This is a genomic window from Halobacterium sp. MBLA0001, from assembly GCF_049705385.1.
Taxonomy (GTDB): Archaea; Halobacteriota; Halobacteria; order Halobacteriales; family Halobacteriaceae; genus Halobacterium; species Halobacterium salinarum.
In genome coordinates this window covers 2000910-2016273 of the sequence record NZ_JBNAMQ010000007.1, presented here as the reverse complement: position 1 = coordinate 2016273, position 15364 = coordinate 2000910, and the positions used below count along the sequence as shown (strand labels likewise).

At 67.8% G+C, this 15364-nt stretch carries 17 protein-coding genes and 1 tRNA gene; 14 read left to right on the top strand and 4 right to left on the bottom strand.

Features of this window, described 5'->3' with window-relative positions:
- The first annotated feature begins 114 nt into the window (after positions 1-114).
- The 4 genes from trpD to trpG are packed head-to-tail and all read left to right on the top strand — an operon-like array spanning position 115 to position 3951.
- On the top strand, positions 115-1125 hold the full coding sequence (gene trpD / locus ACOZ32_RS11860) for an anthranilate phosphoribosyltransferase (protein ID WP_424335263.1): 1011 nt from the start codon (positions 115-117) through the stop codon (positions 1123-1125).
- Positions 1122-1778 (top strand): phosphoribosylanthranilate isomerase, encoded by a 657-nt coding sequence (locus tag ACOZ32_RS11855; RefSeq protein ID WP_205250901.1) that lies wholly within the window; start codon positions 1122-1124, stop codon positions 1776-1778. The genes trpD and ACOZ32_RS11855 overlap by 4 nt, the downstream gene beginning before the upstream one ends.
- On the top strand, positions 1775-3358 hold the full coding sequence (trpE, locus tag ACOZ32_RS11850) for an anthranilate synthase component I (RefSeq protein ID WP_235157595.1): 1584 nt from the start codon (positions 1775-1777) through the stop codon (positions 3356-3358). The genes ACOZ32_RS11855 and trpE overlap by 4 nt, the downstream gene beginning before the upstream one ends.
- The gene (trpG, locus tag ACOZ32_RS11845) at positions 3355-3951 is read left to right on the top strand and encodes an anthranilate synthase component II (RefSeq protein WP_424335241.1); all 597 of its coding nucleotides are present in this window, start codon (positions 3355-3357) and stop codon (positions 3949-3951) included. Before trpE ends, trpG begins: the two co-directional genes overlap by 4 nt.
- Before the next feature lie 5 nt (positions 3952-3956).
- Here the strand turns inward: trpG and ACOZ32_RS11840 are convergent, their stop codons facing one another.
- Positions 3957-4142: a hypothetical protein gene (locus ACOZ32_RS11840; RefSeq protein ID WP_285253828.1), complete on the bottom strand. Its 186-nt coding sequence runs from the start codon at positions 4140-4142 to the stop codon at positions 3957-3959.
- A gap of 333 nt (positions 4143-4475) precedes the next feature.
- On the opposite strand from ACOZ32_RS11840, the gene ACOZ32_RS11835 reads away from it, so the two are divergent.
- Together ACOZ32_RS11835 and ACOZ32_RS11830 are read left to right on the top strand one after the other, a co-directional pair.
- Positions 4476-7631, top strand: a complete 3156-nt coding sequence (locus ACOZ32_RS11835; protein ID WP_205250898.1) for an adenosylcobalamin-dependent ribonucleoside-diphosphate reductase — start codon at positions 4476-4478, stop codon at positions 7629-7631.
- A gap of 63 nt (positions 7632-7694) precedes the next feature.
- Positions 7695-7817, top strand: a complete 123-nt coding sequence (locus tag ACOZ32_RS11830) for an HVO_2523 family zinc finger protein (protein WP_010903196.1) — start codon at positions 7695-7697, stop codon at positions 7815-7817.
- Here the strand turns inward: ACOZ32_RS11830 and ACOZ32_RS11825 are convergent.
- On the bottom strand, positions 7814-8440 hold the full coding sequence (locus ACOZ32_RS11825) for a TVP38/TMEM64 family protein (RefSeq protein ID WP_424335240.1): 627 nt from the start codon (positions 8438-8440) through the stop codon (positions 7814-7816). The genes ACOZ32_RS11830 and ACOZ32_RS11825 overlap by 4 nt on opposite strands.
- A 95-nt stretch (positions 8441-8535) precedes the next feature.
- Here ACOZ32_RS11825 and ACOZ32_RS11820 point away from each other — a divergent pair, with 95 nt between their 5' ends.
- Positions 8536-8916 (top strand): DUF5830 family protein, encoded by a 381-nt coding sequence (locus tag ACOZ32_RS11820; protein ID WP_010903194.1) that lies wholly within the window; start codon positions 8536-8538, stop codon positions 8914-8916.
- On the opposite strand, the gene ACOZ32_RS11815 is transcribed toward ACOZ32_RS11820, so the two are convergent.
- The gene (locus tag ACOZ32_RS11815; RefSeq protein ID WP_285253445.1) at positions 8900-10030 is read right to left on the bottom strand and encodes a DUF7115 domain-containing protein; all 1131 of its coding nucleotides are present in this window, start codon (positions 10028-10030) and stop codon (positions 8900-8902) included. The genes ACOZ32_RS11820 and ACOZ32_RS11815 overlap by 17 nt on opposite strands.
- A 92-nt stretch (positions 10031-10122) precedes the next feature.
- On the opposite strand from ACOZ32_RS11815, the gene ACOZ32_RS11810 reads away from it, so the two are divergent.
- Positions 10123-10280: transfer RNA gene (locus ACOZ32_RS11810), tRNA-Met, on the top strand.
- A 67-nt stretch (positions 10281-10347) separates the two neighbouring features.
- On the opposite strand, the gene ACOZ32_RS11805 is transcribed toward ACOZ32_RS11810, so the two are convergent.
- Entirely contained in the window at positions 10348-11049 is a 702-nt protein-coding gene (locus ACOZ32_RS11805) for a plastocyanin/azurin family copper-binding protein (protein WP_285253446.1), read from the bottom strand.
- A gap of 385 nt (positions 11050-11434) precedes the next feature.
- Between ACOZ32_RS11805 and ACOZ32_RS11800 the strand changes: the two genes are divergently transcribed.
- The 6 genes from ACOZ32_RS11800 to ACOZ32_RS11775 all read left to right on the top strand — a co-directional run bounded on the left by ACOZ32_RS11800 (position 11435) and on the right by ACOZ32_RS11775 (position 15361).
- Positions 11435-12097 (top strand): energy-coupling factor ABC transporter permease, encoded by a 663-nt coding sequence (locus ACOZ32_RS11800; RefSeq protein WP_205250895.1) that lies wholly within the window; start codon positions 11435-11437, stop codon positions 12095-12097.
- Positions 12094-12384, top strand: a complete 291-nt coding sequence (locus ACOZ32_RS11795; protein ID WP_205250894.1) for an energy-coupling factor ABC transporter substrate-binding protein — start codon at positions 12094-12096, stop codon at positions 12382-12384. Before ACOZ32_RS11800 ends, ACOZ32_RS11795 begins: the two co-directional genes overlap by 4 nt.
- A gap of 3 nt (positions 12385-12387) precedes the next feature.
- Complete coding sequence (cbiQ, locus tag ACOZ32_RS11790; RefSeq protein ID WP_205250893.1) at positions 12388-13116, top strand: cobalt ECF transporter T component CbiQ; 729 nt, start codon at positions 12388-12390, stop codon at positions 13114-13116.
- Between the two features lie 54 nt (positions 13117-13170).
- Positions 13171-13899: an energy-coupling factor ABC transporter ATP-binding protein gene (locus ACOZ32_RS11785; RefSeq protein WP_205250892.1), complete on the top strand. Its 729-nt coding sequence runs from the start codon at positions 13171-13173 to the stop codon at positions 13897-13899.
- Positions 13900-14097: 198 nt separating this feature from the next.
- Positions 14098-14331, top strand: coding sequence for a hypothetical protein (locus ACOZ32_RS11780; protein WP_010903187.1), 234 nt, complete (start codon positions 14098-14100; stop codon positions 14329-14331).
- Between the two features lie 55 nt (positions 14332-14386).
- Positions 14387-15361, top strand: a complete 975-nt coding sequence (locus tag ACOZ32_RS11775; RefSeq protein WP_205250891.1) for an aldo/keto reductase — start codon at positions 14387-14389, stop codon at positions 15359-15361.
- The last annotated feature ends 3 nt before the right edge of the window (positions 15362-15364 follow it).

Genomic DNA, 15364 nt, shown 5'->3' with positions numbered 1-15364 from the left:
GGCTCCGTTGTGGTGTCCTCCCCACGAGCGATCACGGTACCGTTCCCCACGACACGCTTAAGTTAGCGTACAGTCTTGTACACTACAACCCAACATCGTTCATTGGTGACCACAATGCAGGAATACATCGAGCGCGTCGCGGCCGGCGAGGACCTCTCGCTTGACGCCGCCCGCGACGCCGTCACGACGCTGTTCGAGGACGCCACCGACGCCGAGATCGGCGCGCTGCTCGGCGCGCTGCGCGCGAAAGGCGAAACGGAAGCCGAAATCGCCGGCTTCGCGCAAGGCATGCGCGACGCCGCCATCACCGTCGCGCCCGACTGCACCCCGCTGGTCGACACGTGTGGCACTGGCGGCGACGACTACGACACGATTAACGTCTCCACGACCGCCGCGCTGGTCGCCGCCGGCGCGGGCATCCCGACCGCCAAACACGGCAACTACTCCGTCTCCTCGGCGTCGGGCAGCTCCGACGTGCTCGACGCCCTGGGCGTCGAGTTGGCCACCGACCCCGCCGCCGTCGAAGCCCGCATCGAAACCGACGGCATCGGCTACATGCACGCACCGGCGTTCCACCCCGGCATGGAGGCCGTCATCGGCCCACGGCGTGACCTCGGGGTTCGCACGATCTTCAACCTCCTCGGCCCGCTCACCAACCCCGCCCGCGCGGACGCCCAGGTCGTCGGCGTCTACGACCCGGCCCTCGTCCCCGTGCTCGCGCGTGCGCTCTCGCGTATGGCCGTCGACCGCGCGCTCGTCGTTCACGGCGCTGGCCTCGACGAGTTCGCGCTCCACGGCGACTCCACGGTCGCGGAAGTCGACGGCGACACCGTCACCACCACCACCGTCTCGCCGTCGACGTTCGGGCTCGCGGAGGCCCCGATCGACGCCGTCGCCGGCGGCGGCCCCGAGGCCAACGCGGCCGACCTCCGGGACATCGTCACCGGCGAGCTCACCGGCCCCAAACGCGACATCGTCGTGGCGAACGCGGGCGCAGCCATCTACGTCGGGGGTGGCGCTGACTCGCTCGCAGCCGGTGCCGACCGCGCCGCCGCCGCCATCGACTCCGGGGCCGCCGCGGACACGCTCGCCGCGCTCACCGACGCCCACCCGGTGCAGCAATGACTCGCGTGAAAGTCTGCGGGCTGACCACCGAGCGCGACCACGCCGCGGCCGTCGCAGCCGGCGCGGACGCGGTCGGCATCATCGCCGACGTCCCCGTCGAGACGCCCCGCGAGGTCAGCGTCGAGACGGCCACCGCGCTGCGCGCCGCCACCCCGCCGTTCGTCACCAGTGTCCTGGTCACGATGCCGGCCACCCCCGAGCACGCGGTCGACCTCGTGCGGACGGTCGCGCCCGACGCCGTCCAGTTGCACGGCGATCTGCCAGTCGGCGACGCGGCGTACGTCGCCGCGAACACGCCGTGCCCGGTGATCAAAGCGGTCACCGCGGGCGACCAGTCGGCCGCCCGCTATGCCGACGTCGTCGACGCGCTGCTCGTCGACTCCCCGTCGACGGACGACGCCGGTGCCGGCGGCGGCACCGGCCGCACACACGACTGGGCCGCAACCCGCGCGTTCGCCGACCGTGTCGACACGCCGGTCGTGCTCGCCGGCGGACTCACCCCGGCGAACGTCGCCGACGCGGTCGACACCGTCGACCCGTTCGCCGTGGATGTCGCCTCCGGCGTCGAGGCGCGTCCCGGCGAGAAGGACCACGCGGCCGTCTCGGCGTTCGTCGCGCGCGCCACAGCCACGCCCGACCCCACCCTCACATGATCGAAACCGACCGCGAGACGTTCGCCGCACTCGCCGACGATGGTCCCGCGATCGTGCGCGTCGCCGCCGACCTCGACGTCGACGTGGCACCGCTGACGGCGTACGACGCGCTCGTTGCCGACGCCGACGACCACGCCTTCCTGCTTGAGAGCGCCGAAAAGACCCCCGCCAGCGACCCCGACGGGGCGTTTACCCCCGACACGACCACCGAAGAGACCCGCCACGCCCGCTACTCGTTCGTGGGCTACGACCCCGCCGCCGTCGTCACCGTCGACCCCGACGACACGACGATCACGCGGCTGCGCGACGACCCCATCACCGACCTGCTGGACGCCCCCGACCACGCCACCGGGGATGTGCTTGACCGCCTTCGGTCGGTGATGCCCGCGGTCCCGCGGCGCAACATCCCCGCCGAGGACCGCCAACTGCTCGATGGCGGCCTGGTCGGGTTCCTCGCCTACGACGCCGTCTACGACCTCTGGCTCGACGAGGTCGGCGTCGAGCGCCCGCCGACGCCGCTGCCGGACGCGGAGTTCGCCGTGACCACACGCACGCTCGTGTTCGACCGCGCCACCGACTCCGTCTCGCTCGTGTGCACGCCGGTCGCCGACGCGGACACCGCCACGGACGTCTACGACGCCCTCGAAGCCGAAGCCAAGCGCGTGCAGGCCGTGCTTCGGGACGCGACCGCGCCCGCCACCGCCGGCATCGAGGTGACCGCCGAGCGCGCCGGCGACCGCGACGCCTACACCGACGCCGTCGAGACCGCCGCGACCGCGGTCCGGGACGGCGAAGTGTATCAGGCGGTGGTTTCACGCACGCGCGAGCTTGACGGTGACATCGACCCGCGGGCGCTCTACGACGCGCTGCGCGCGGTCAACCCCTCGCCGTACATGTTCCTGCTCGCGCACGGGGACCACACGGTCGTGGGTGCCAGCCCGGAGACGCTGGTCGCGGTCCACGACGACACCGTCGTCACGAACCCGATCGCGGGCACCTGCCAGCGCGGCGCCAGCCCGGTGGCGGACCGCCGCCTCGCCGGGGAGATGCTCGCCGACGAGAAGGAACGCGCCGAACACACGATGCTCGTGGATCTCGCGCGCAACGACGTGCGCCGCGTGAGCGCGCCCGGCACCGTCTCGGTGCCCGAGTTCATGCGCGTGCTGAAGTACAGCCACGTCCAGCACATCGAATCCACGGTCACCGGGACGCTGGCCGCCGACGCCGACGCCTTCGACGCGACCCGCGCGGCGTTCCCGGCGGGCACCCTCTCGGGCGCGCCGAAGGTCCGCGCCATGGAGCACATCGACGCCATCGAAGCCACACCGCGGGGCATCTACGGCGGCGGCGTGGGGTATTTCTCCTGGACCGGTGACGCGGAGCTCGCGATCACAATCCGATCCGGGACGATCACCCACACCGGCGACGAGGACACGCTCACCGTCCGGGCCGGCGCGGGCGTCGTCGCCGACAGCGACCCGGACGCCGAGTACGAGGAGACGGCGGCGAAAATGGACGGCGTGCTCGCGGCCGTGGACCGACTCCGAACGACCGACGACGGGGAGGCGGTGCACCGATGAACGTCGTGGTCGTGGACAACTACGACTCGTTCACGTACAACCTCGTGGAGTACCTCTCCGCGCAGCCCCGCGACGACCACGCCCCCGACGTGACGGTCCTGAAAAACACCGCGTCGCTGGCCGCCGTGCGGGCCGCCGACCCCGACGCTGTCGTCATCAGCCCCGGCCCGGGCCACCCCGATACGCCCCGCGACGTGGGCGTGACGACCGACGTGTTGCGCGCGGTCAGCCCGCGCGTGCCGACGCTCGGCGTCTGTCTCGGCATGGAGGCCGCCGTCCACGAATACGGCGGCACCGTCGGGCGCGCCGCCGAGCCGATGCACGGCAAGACGACGCCCGTCTCCCACGACGGGACGGGGATCTTCGCGGACATCCAGCAGGACTTTCCCGCGGCGCGATACCACTCCCTGGTCTGCACGTCGATCCCCCCGTGCTTCGCGGTGACGGCGACGACCCGTGATGGGTCGCTCCCGATGGCGATCCGCCACCGCGACCACCCCCTGGCGTGCGTGCAGTTCCACCCGGAGTCGGTGCTCACCGGCGTGGGCCACGACGTCATCGGGAACTTCCTGGACGCCGCCGCGGCTCACTGACACGCCTACAGGAGGACCGAAATCACCCAGAGTCCGGCGACGACGACTGTCGCCGCGGCGACCAGCTTCCACGCGATACTCAACAGCAGCCGTCCGATGAACACCAGGGCAGCCATCGCACCCAACGCCAGCAGCGCCGTCCCCAGGGGTGAGTTCGTGACCCCGGCCAGCGCCAACAGTGGAGTGGACATACCGGGGGCCACGACCTGGGTCGGCGTAAGTCTGTGGGAACACCCCTTTCGTTCGAGTGGATGTTGAAACTGAAAGGGTGGTCCCGTCACCCGATTCGTGGGTGCACACACCGACCACTTTCACTCCGGTTGGGGAGGCTTCATAGGCCGCCCCGTCGTACGCCAGAGACACGCCGCAGTGGGTGGCGCACGCGGCCCGGCCAGGGGTGCCGAAAGAACACAACTACTAACCCCCTGTGCCGGCTACCAGTGTGTCGTTCCCGAACCCGACGATCAGTCATACATGAATTCCGAATCCACTACAACACCGACTGTTGTTCAGCGTGATAGCCAATGAGCTCCGAGGACCTCTCCGCGGACGATCTCACCCTGCCGGTCAAGCGTGTCACCGGTGACAGCCTCGAAGACCGCCTCACTGCGAACGCCTACCACAACATTCTCCCGGCGCGGTATCTCCGGAAAGACACCGACGGCGAGCACGTCGAATCCCAGGAGGACCTCTTCGAGCGCGTCGCGAAGAACATCGCGCTCGCGGAGGTCGTCTTCGAGTCAGACGAGCCAGTCACGGCCACGCCCAGCCAGCTCAAACCCGACCACCCACGCCGCGATGAACTCGCCGCCGAGGTGTTCGGGTCCGACGTCGATCCCGACAGCGAGACGGCGACCGTCGAGCTCACCGACAGCAACATCAACAAGTTCGCCTACGACACGGTCGTTCCGGAACTCGACGATCCCGAGGTGCGCGAGCACGTTGAGGGCGTCGCCGCGGAGTTCCAGGATCTGATGGCGTCGCTGTCGTTCATGCCGAACTCGCCGACGCTGATGAACGCCGGCGACGAGCTCCAGCAGCTGTCGGCGTGTTTCGTCGACTCGCCGGACGACGACATCACGGACATCCACCAGACCGCCAAGGAGGCCGCCGAGGTCTTCCAGTCCGGCGGCGGCATGGGGTACGCGTTCTGGCAGCTCCGGCCGTACGGCGACACCGTCGGCTCCACCGGCGGCATCGCCTCGGGGCCCCTGACGTTCATGGAGACGTTCGACCAGATGTGCGAAACCATCGCGCAGGGCGGCGCGCGGCGGGGCGCACAGATGGCCGTCATGCGCGTCAGCCACCCCGACGTCGTGGAGTTCATCCACGCCAAGAACAAGGACGTCTCGCTGGCCCAGACGCTGAAGCTCAACGACCCCGACGACTACACGTACACCGAGTTCTCGGAGGCCCTCGAAGAGGCCCGCGACCTCATCGACGAGGACGGCCGCGTCCCCGAACACCTCCGGAACGCCGTCGAGGGCCACCTCTCGAATTTCAACATCTCGGTGGGCGTCACCGACGGCTTCATGGAGGCGCTTGAGGCCGGCGAGGAGTACACGTTCACGAACCCGCGCACGGGCGAGGCCCACATCGCCACCGAGGAGACCAAGGAGATGTACTCCCGGTACGGGCTTGGCCACTACGTCACGCCCGGCGAGGAACTCACGCTGCCCGCCGAGGAGCTCTGGAGCCGCATCGTCGAGGGTGCCCACGAGAACGGCGAACCCGGCGTGATCTACCTCGAACGCGTCAACGACGAGCACTCCTTCGACGTCGAGGAGCATCCCGACCACCGCATCCTCGCGACCAACCCCTGCGGCGAGCAGCCCCTCGAAGAGTACGAGGCCTGCAACCTCGGGCACATCAACCTCTCGACGCTCGCCGCCCAGGACGCCCCCGACTGGCGGGTCTGGAGCCAGACCCACGACTTCGACACGCTCGAAGCGGGCGTCAGTCGGTTCCTCGACGAGGCCATGGACACCGACGCCTTCCAGCGCCGCATCGAGATGGGCACGCGGTTCCTGGAGAACGTCGTCACGATGTCCGACTTCCCCGTCCCGGAGATCGAGCAGAAGGTCTCGGAGATGCGGAAGATCGGCCTGGGTGTCATGGGGCTGGCCCAGCTGTACATCCAACTCGGCGTGAAGTACGGCAGCGAGGAGGGCAACGAGATCGCCAGCCAGCTGATGCAGACGATCAACCACGACTCCAAGACCGCGAGCCACGAGCTCGCCTTGGAGCGCGGGAGCTTCGACGAGTGGGACAACTCCAAGTTCGCGGCCCCCACGGAGTACGCCGACTGGTTCGAACACCACACCGGCGAGGACGCCGCCGACTGGGCGGACGGCTACCCGATCCGCAACCACAACACGACGACCATCGCGCCCACCGGCACCACCTCGATGGTGGGCAACACCACCGGTGGCTGTGAGCCCATCTACAACGTCGCCTACTACAAGAACGTCAGCGACGACGTGCAGGGCGACGAGATGCTCGTGGAGTTCGACGACTACTTCCTGCGCACCCTGGAGGACAACGACATCGACGTACAGGCCGTCAAAGAGGAGGCCCAAACGCAGATGGCGAACAACGACTTCGACGGCGTCGACGGGCTGACGACGGTGCCCGACGCCATCGGTGAGCTGTTCGTGGTCACCAGCGACCTCTCCGGGAAGGACCACGCGGCCGTCCAGACCGCCTGCCAGAACGGCGTCGACTCGGCCATCTCGAAGACGTGTAACTTCCCGAACGACGCCTCCGTCGAGGACATGGACGAGGTGTACCGCTACATCTACGACAACGGCGGGAAAGGCGTCACCGTCTACCGCGACGGCACCCGCAGCAAGCAGGTGTTGACGACGCGCGCGGACAACACCGAGTTCTCCGGGCTGGACGAAGAGGAGGCCGCCGCCGCGATGGTCGACACCATCCAGGAGACGTTCGGCGGCATCGAGGGCTTCCTGGAGAACGACGACATCCAGGACGCGTTCGGCGCGGACCTCCGCGAGCTGTTCGCGACCGGCGACGACGCCGCCTTCGACGAGGAGGACTTCGCCGAGAAGCAGCCCCGGCCGGACCTCCTGCACGGCGTCACGCAGCGCGTCGACACCGGGTACGGGAAGCTCTACGTCACCATCAACGAGAACCCCGAGCGCGAGCGCCCCTTCGAGCTGTTCGCGAACACGGGCAACTCCGGCGGCTTCACCGGCTCGTTCACCGAGGCGCTGGCGAAGACCATTTCGGTGGCGCTACGATCCGGCGTCGACCCCGACGAGATCGCGGACAAACTCCAAGGGATCCGGTCGCCGAAAGTGGCCTGGGACAAGGGCGAACAGGTCAACTCCATCCCCGACGCCTTCGGGACGGCGCTGCGGCGGTACCTCAACGGCGACGTCGACCGTGCGGCCTACCCCCAGCAACAACACCTCACCGAGATCGACGCCGACGACGCCGCCCACCACGAGACCGACGGCGGCGCTGCCGAGTCGCTGGGCGGTCCTCAGGGACCGACCGGTGCCGGCGAGAGCGCCGACGCACAGCAGCAGTCCCAGGACGCGACCCAGTCGCTGATCGACGCCGGCGAGAGCCCGGAGTGCCCCGAGTGCGGGGCGATGACGCTGTACTACAGCGAGGGCTGCAAGACGTGTGAATCGTGTGGCTGGAGCGAGTGCTGACACAGCAGTAGCCGCCCGCGTGTGACGAACACGCTTTTGTTCGCCGCGGCGTAGCGATCGTGTATGCCGACCGAGGCCCCGGGGTGTCCGCGGTGCAGCGCCGCCCTGTTCAAGCGCCACTGCAAGTACGTCTGCCCACAGCACGGCGTCGTCTATGACTGCGCGGACACGTTCTGGCTGTCCTAAGCCCGGCGGAGCCGCCGGTACGCGATCGGCGCGAGGAGCGCCGCCGCCACCGCGCCGCCCGCGATCGCGTACGCCGGCGTCACCGACGCGCCGAGCGGATCGAACGCGTCGAACGTGTTGCCGACCGCAACCGCCCCGACAACCCACGGCAACTCCCCGACCAGCGTCCCGATCCCGAACACGCGAGGGGTGACGCCGCCCGCGCCCGCAGCGGCCGACACCGGCTCCGCGGGCGTCGGTGCGATGCGGGCCGCGACGAGCCCGCGCAGCCCGCCGGCGGCGTCGAAATACCGCCGGCTGCCCGCCGAGAGGCGGCCGAACACGCGCCCGTCCCTGGGCGCACCCCGTCCGATCAGGTACGGCGGCAGGCTGGTCGCGACGGCACCCACCAGGGCGATCGGAACTCCCACGACCAGTCCGTATTTGAACCCGACGAGCAGGGACAGCGCGCTGATCGGCCACGCCAGGAACGGCCGGACCGCATACAGCGCGACCAACACAGCCGGAAACCAGGGGCTGACGGCCGCGTGTCGGAGTGCACCGAGCACCCGCGTCGGCCGGACGACCACCGCAGCCGCCGCGAGACCACCGCCAACCGCGAGCCACGCTGCGTACCGTCGCATCGCCAGGCGGTAGCCGTGACGGACACAAAAGCGCCCGGCTTGCCGTGTCACCCCAGCGGGCAACCCTGAAGTGCGCCGTCCCCGGAGTGGGTGGTATGCCCGGGCACAGCGGATCAGACGGGGACACCGACCGGGTTGAGGTCGGTGTGGAACTGCTCGCAGCCCTCGAATTCGAGTCGCTGTCCGTGGCGGACGCCGTCGACCGCATCGAAGCCGTCACCACCAATCCACGGACCACGCGGGCGATCCTCGACGCGGCCGAGCAGCGCGGGCTCATCGAACGCGACGCCGGGCGGATCTACCCCCAGGGTGGCGGACACGTCGACTTCGACGCGGACGTGATCCGAAAAGACGGGGCGTTCTCGTGTCGGCGCTGTGGGTGCTCGCTGTCGACCGGACACTTCATCCAGTTCGATGCGGGAGAAGTCGGGCCGTTCGGGTCGTCGTGTATCCGGATCGTTACTGGTCGGGAATGAGCGCCTGGAGGTCGTCGAGGCGTTCGCGTTGCTCGTCTAAGACTGCTTGTTGGGCGTCGATGACCGCGCGCTGTTGGTCGATGGTGTCCGCGAAGTCATCGATGACCGCGTGCTGCTTGTCGATGGTGTCCGCGAACTCGTCGACGACCGCGGTCATGTCCGCGAGTTCGGCCGCGAGTTCGTCCGGATCAACCGCTGGTTCGACGTTCGCGGCCGCCGTCTGGAACCCGCTGGATTCGAACTCCGCGTCGTCGGCGGTGGCCTGAACGCCGCGTTTCGCCCCGCGGGTGTTGCGGTTGCCGGCGGGTTCCGTGCCGTCAGTCCCGCTCGCGCGTTCCATCGCGCCCGCAGCGCCGGCCTGCTGGGCTGCGTTCGCGCCCGCCGCGGGGGCGTCGTCCTCGCCGACGGTGCTGGTGTCGATGGGGTCCACGCCACTCCCGAAGGACACCTCTCCGCCGCTGCTGTCGGTCTGCTCGGGGCTGTTGGCGGCGGCCAACTCGGCCGCGCTGGTCACGTCGTGGTACGCGAACACTGCGTCCTCGACGGCCTCACGGACGGCGCGGAACTTGTCGTTGGGTGCCTTGATGCGCTCCGTTCGCTGGGTCGTTTCGAGGACGAGCTGGCTCGAAACGTTGCCGTCTTCGGTCGACAGCCCGGTCACCGTCTCGAAGACGATCTCCTCGAAGTCGAGCCCCCAGACGGCGGACCCGACGTGTTTGACGACGCGGTTGCTGGTGACGACGAGCGTGAGTTCGCTGAACCGGTACGACCGCCGCACCGTCTCCCCGGCTTCGGTGACGTCGGCGGCGTTCAGCACGCCCGCGAGGATCGGATGCAACACGTCGTCGAGGCTGCCCGACGGCACTGAAAAGGAGTCATCGCCGTCCAGCCCGTAGTCGAGGCTGATGGTTGCTTTGCGGCGGCCGTCGCTGACCCGGATCGCTTCGGCGTCGTGGGGATACTCCGAGACCGACTCGTCGCTCAGCAACCCATCGTCGGTGTACAGCAGGCTGCGCGTGGGCGTCACGAACAGCGCGTCTTCCCCCTTCAGCGAGACGTGTGCTGCAACGTCCTCATCGCCGAGTGAGGACTGCACGAGCGAAGGTACGTCCATGTAGGCCAGAAGCCACCGACTCGGCTTAAACCCGGCGGGTGGTCGACGTAGATGAGAACGTTAAAGAACGGGACCACCATACGGCAAGACGAGCCCGGGTGGCTTAGCTGGTCATAGCGCCGCACTCATAGGGTATCGAGCTTCGGTGCGGCATCCCACTGCCACGTGGATGCTCAGCATGTCCGCGAGGCCCGCCGAGCCTCGAACCTGGGACATGCGGAGATCGAGGGTTCAAAACCCTCCCCGGGCACTCCTGCGATACAGCAACCTGGTAGTCGCAACATCGTCCGTTTGATTTCGAAGATCGCCGCCAGCCGTCACTCGACGATGACCGCCCCCCTGCCGCTGAGCTCCGAGTGCGGCGAGCAGAAGTACCGATACGTACCCGTCGAGTTGAACGTGTGCGTGACGTGAACGCCGGGCTCAGATCGGAGCTCCCGAATCCCGATGGCCGCGGATTTGAACGCAACGGTGTGGGCGCCGCCGCTTTCCTCGCCCGCCCACTTCCATTGGACAGTCGTTCCCTCGGGTACTTTCAGCACAAGCGGGTCGAACTGAGTACTGCCCGAGCTGGTGTCGCCCACTGTTACTGTCGTGGTGTCGGTGACAACCGTTCCGTCATAATCGTGGACCGAGGAAAGCCAGCGGTCGACGTCCGGGTAGCCACTGGTCGGATATTCTTCGACGGCGATGATGCCTTTCATGCCGGACTCACGATCCGGCTCCGAGACATACCTGTGTGTACCTATCTCCGTGAACGTGTGTGTGAATGTGTGGTCCTCGGTGGCGGTGGAGTCCCCGCTATCGAAGGCACTGTCAACAGCAATGACGTTGTGGACGCCGCCGTAGCCGGTCCATTCCCACGTAACAGTTGTTCCAGGTGCAACACGCGTGAGCGCGGGCTGGAACGCATATGGGAGGTCGTGGCCACCGACTGCGATTGATACTGTGGCGTCGCTGCGGTGGTCGGTCCAGCTCTCCGGCGTGTTCGCGCTCGCCACCCATTCGTGCAGACTCATCTCCGAGGGCTGCGTTTCGGTGTGGGTTGTCGTTGGCTGTTGGTTAGTCGTCCCTGTGGTGGTCCGATCAGCACACCCGGCGATAGCGGCCAACCCACCGGCGACGGCGCTACGGAGGAACGTGCGTCGGTCTGGAGCGCGGCCCATAGCACTCATACCTGGGTGAGTGTTGAAACACGCCTGGGCTGTTGCCACTCGCCCATAATCGGCCACAGTGATTATATGCACGAGTGGGAAACGCGTAGGTTTGCCGTCGGCACGTCATCACGGGACCCCGTGTTTGTACTGCGCGACGCGGTCCGGACGGACCCGCTGGAATACAAATTCAGTTGTTCTATCTAATCCATAATTGTTTTGCGTCGGGCCGAACCACTCACCACTACACATGCACATCACGGAAGGGTTCCTCCCCGGAATCTGGGCGCTCGTGTGGTTCGTCGTCGCCATCCCCGTCATCAGCTACGGCGCGCTGAAAACCGCACGCCTCGCACGCAACGACGAACTAAACAAATCACACATCGCCGTCGCCGCCGCGTTCATCTTCGTGCTGTCCGCCCTCAAGATCCCGTCGGTCATGGGCAGCACATCACACCCCACCGGGACCGGCATCGCGGTCGTGCTGTTCGGGCCCGCAGTCACGGCGTTCCTCTCTGCGATCGTGTTGCTCTACCAAGCCCTCCTGTTGGGTCACGGCGGACTCACGACGCTCGGTGCGAACGTCGTCTCGATGGGCGTCGTCGGCCCGGTGGCCGGCTGGGTCGTCTTCCGCGCGCTGAACCCCTATCTCGACCTCCAGAAAGCAACGTTTGCGGCCGCGGTCATCGCCGACTGGACGACGTATCTCGTGACCTCCATCCAACTCGGCGTCGCGTTCCCGTCCGGGCCCGGGGTCGCCGGCGTTGTCGACTCCGTCGTCAGGTTCGCCAGCGTGTTCTCGATCACGCAGATCCCCATCGGCATCGTTGAAGGCGCGTTCGCCGCCGGCCTCATCGGCTACATCGCCATGTCGCGCCAGTCCATCACGACGCGACTGGGGGTGACAGCATGAACCGCTGGCTCGCCGCCGGTGGCATCCTGTTGGGCGCGCTCGTCGTGTTCTCGTTCGTGAGCGCCGGCGCGTGGGGTGGTACTGATGGGGTCGCCAACGACACCATCACGACGATCAATCCGTCCTACGAGCCGTGGTTCCAGAGCCTGTGGACGCCCCCGAGCGGCGAGATCGAGAGCCTCCTGTTCAGCATCCAGGCGGCCGTCGGCGGCATCATCATCGGCTACTACCTCGGGCGTGATCGGCCCCGCGGGCAGTCACAGGACATGGGCTCCGACCTGCCGTAGCGCATGCATCACACGACCATCGAACAGATCCAGGTCGCCGCAACGCCCCGGGTGACCGGCCGGTTGAACGTCTACTTCGCGGTTGCCGCGCTCGTGTTGGTCGTCGCCGCCCCACACCGCCTGGCGTACGCCGGCGCGCTCGCGTGCTTCGGTACGCTTGGCGTGGACGCCGGCGGCCGCGACTACCTCGGGGTCCTCCGGCTGCCGGTGTACTTTCTGGCCCCGACGCTGGCGCTCATCGCAGTGTTCACCCCCGGACCGGCGGCCGTCAGTGTCGGCCCGCTTGCGGTGTCCTGGCCGGGCATCCAGCGCACGCTCACGACCGGCCTTCGGTCGCTCAGCTCGGTCACGATCCTCAGCTACCTGATCGTGACGACGCCCGTCCCGGAGGTGGTGGGGGCCCTCCAGTCGCTTCGATGCCCCCGATTCGTCGTGGACGTCTCACTGCTCACGTATCGTGCGATCCAAACACTGTTCGACGAACTCGCGCGCCTCGAACTGGCCGCGTCCTCGCGGCTCGGCTTTCGCACTCGCCGGACGACGCTTGCCACGTCGAAAGCCCTCGCGTTCTCGTTGTTCGTGCGCTCGCTGTCGCGGGCCGACGCCCTCGACGACGCGATGCAGGCGCGCGGCTACGACGGGACGCTGCCGACACCAACAACACCAAACACGGGCTACGGGTACGTGGGAACTGTGCTTGTGGTGTTGGCGGTCACCGGTTGGGGCGTGTGACCGCGGGTGGCGTGCACGCCTCCAGTCCCCGTTCGCGGGCCCCGACTTCTACACATGATTGAAACAACGACCCTACGCTTCTCGCATGGCGACACGACTGTGCTCGACGGTGTGGATTTCACTGCTGAAACCGGCGACGTGACCGTCCTGTTCGGGCGCAACGGCGCGGGGAAGTCGACGCTACTGCGTCACTTCAACGGCCTGCTCGAGCCGGACGCTGGCACCGTTTCGGTGGGCGGCACGCCGATCGCGTACGACGATGACTCGCTGACTGAACTCCGGCTCCGGGTCGGTCTCATCTTCCAGAACCCCGACGACCAGCTGGTCGCACCGACGGTCCAACAGGACATCGCGTTTGGCCCCCGGAACGCCGGCATCGAGGACACCGACCGCATCGAGGACGTCGTCTCGACGTTCGACCTCAGCGAGCAGTCCGAGCGGCTGTGTAACACGCTCAGCGGCGGCGAAAAGAAGCGCGTGTCGCTGGCCGGCGTGCTGGCGATGGACCCCGAGTACGTGTTGCTCGACGAGCCGACCGCGGGCCTCGACGGCGCCGGCTGCCGGACGATCGTGGAGTTCGTGTCCTCGCTGGCCGCCGACGGCATCACGACGGTCATCGCCACCCACGACGTCGGGTTCGGGTTGACCGTCGCGGACACTGTGACCGTGCTCGAAGACGGCGTCATCGACTACCGTGGTGACACGCTGTCCCAGTCGCTCGCCGCGGAGTACGACCTCCGGAGCTACGTCTTCGATGACTGGAGTGATGTCTCCGTGGAGTGACCACTAATCCCATACTACAACCGAACCACCGTAACGGCACGAGAACAACCAATAAACTGTCTAAACATAGCTTAGACTCTCATAAAGAGTTGCTCGATTTACATTTATCGCGATAAACCATGGTGAAACGCGGCCAACCGTCGCCCCCCTATATGGGGTGGGCGGACATACGGTTGCGTACACGAGGTGCCACTCCATATGTCAACCCCCTCTCAGTCGTCGCCCACCGGGGCCGTCCCCACGCCCGCCTCCGCAACACTGCTGAAGCCCCTGGAGGTCGCCGGATTCTGGCTGGCCGTCGCGCTCCCGTTCCTCTATCTCCCCCTCATCATCATGGGCCCCCAGTCGGTTCCCGTGCAAACCGCACTCGCCGCGCTGATCGGCGTGCACGCGGCCACGCTGCTGGTCGGCCACCGCCACCGAACCAACTGAGGCGGTGCCACGCGAAGCCGCGTCGCTTAACCGCCCCGTTTCCGTTCCCCGACACATGGGATTGGATGCTGTGCCGCTGGGCCGCACCGGACTCCGCGTCACCGAGCTGGCGTTCGGGACGTGGCGCTTCGGCCGCGAAACAGACGCCGGCGACATCGAGGTGGGCGAACAGCGCGCCCACGAGCTGCTCGATGCGTACGCCAACGCCGGCGGCCGGTTCATCGACACCGCCGACATGTACGGCGGCGGCCGCGCCGAACGGTACATCGGCGACTGGCTCGCCGACCGCGACCGGGACCGCTACGTCATCGCCTCCAAAGTCTACTGGCCGACCAGCACCGCCCCGAACGGCCGTGGTCTGAACCGCAAACATCTCCGGGCGAGCGTCGACAACATCCTCGACCGCCTCGGTACCGACTACATCGACATCCTCTACATCCACCGCTGGGACGACGCCACGCCCGCGGACGCGCTCATGCGCACGCTCAACGGGTTCGTCCGCGAGGGCACCGTCCACTACCTGGGTGCCTCGACGTTCCACCCGAACGCCTGGAAGATCGCGAAGGCGAACGAGATCGCCGCCCGCCGCGGCTCCGAGCCGTTCACGGTCGCACAGCCACGGTTCAACGCCGTCAACCGCGAGATCGTCGGGAACTACCTGGAGATGTGTCGGGAGTACGGCCTCGGTGTCGTCCCGTGGTCGCCGCTCGCCGGCGGCTTCCTCACCGGAAAATACGAACGGGATGCCGAGCCACCCGCCGGCAGCCGTGGCGCAACCGACCAGCAGTTCGTCGACTCGTATCTCACGCCGTCGAACTTCGACACCCTGGACGCCGTCGAAGCCGTCGCCGACGCGGTCGACGCGACGCCCGCGCAGGTGTCGCTGGCGTGGCTGCGCCACCACGATCAGGTGGCCGCCCCGATCACCGGCGCGCGCACGCCGGCCCAGTTGCGCGAGAACATGGCCGCCACCAACATCGAGTTGACCGCCACCCAGCGCGACCGCATCACCGACGCGGCCCGGCGCTGACAG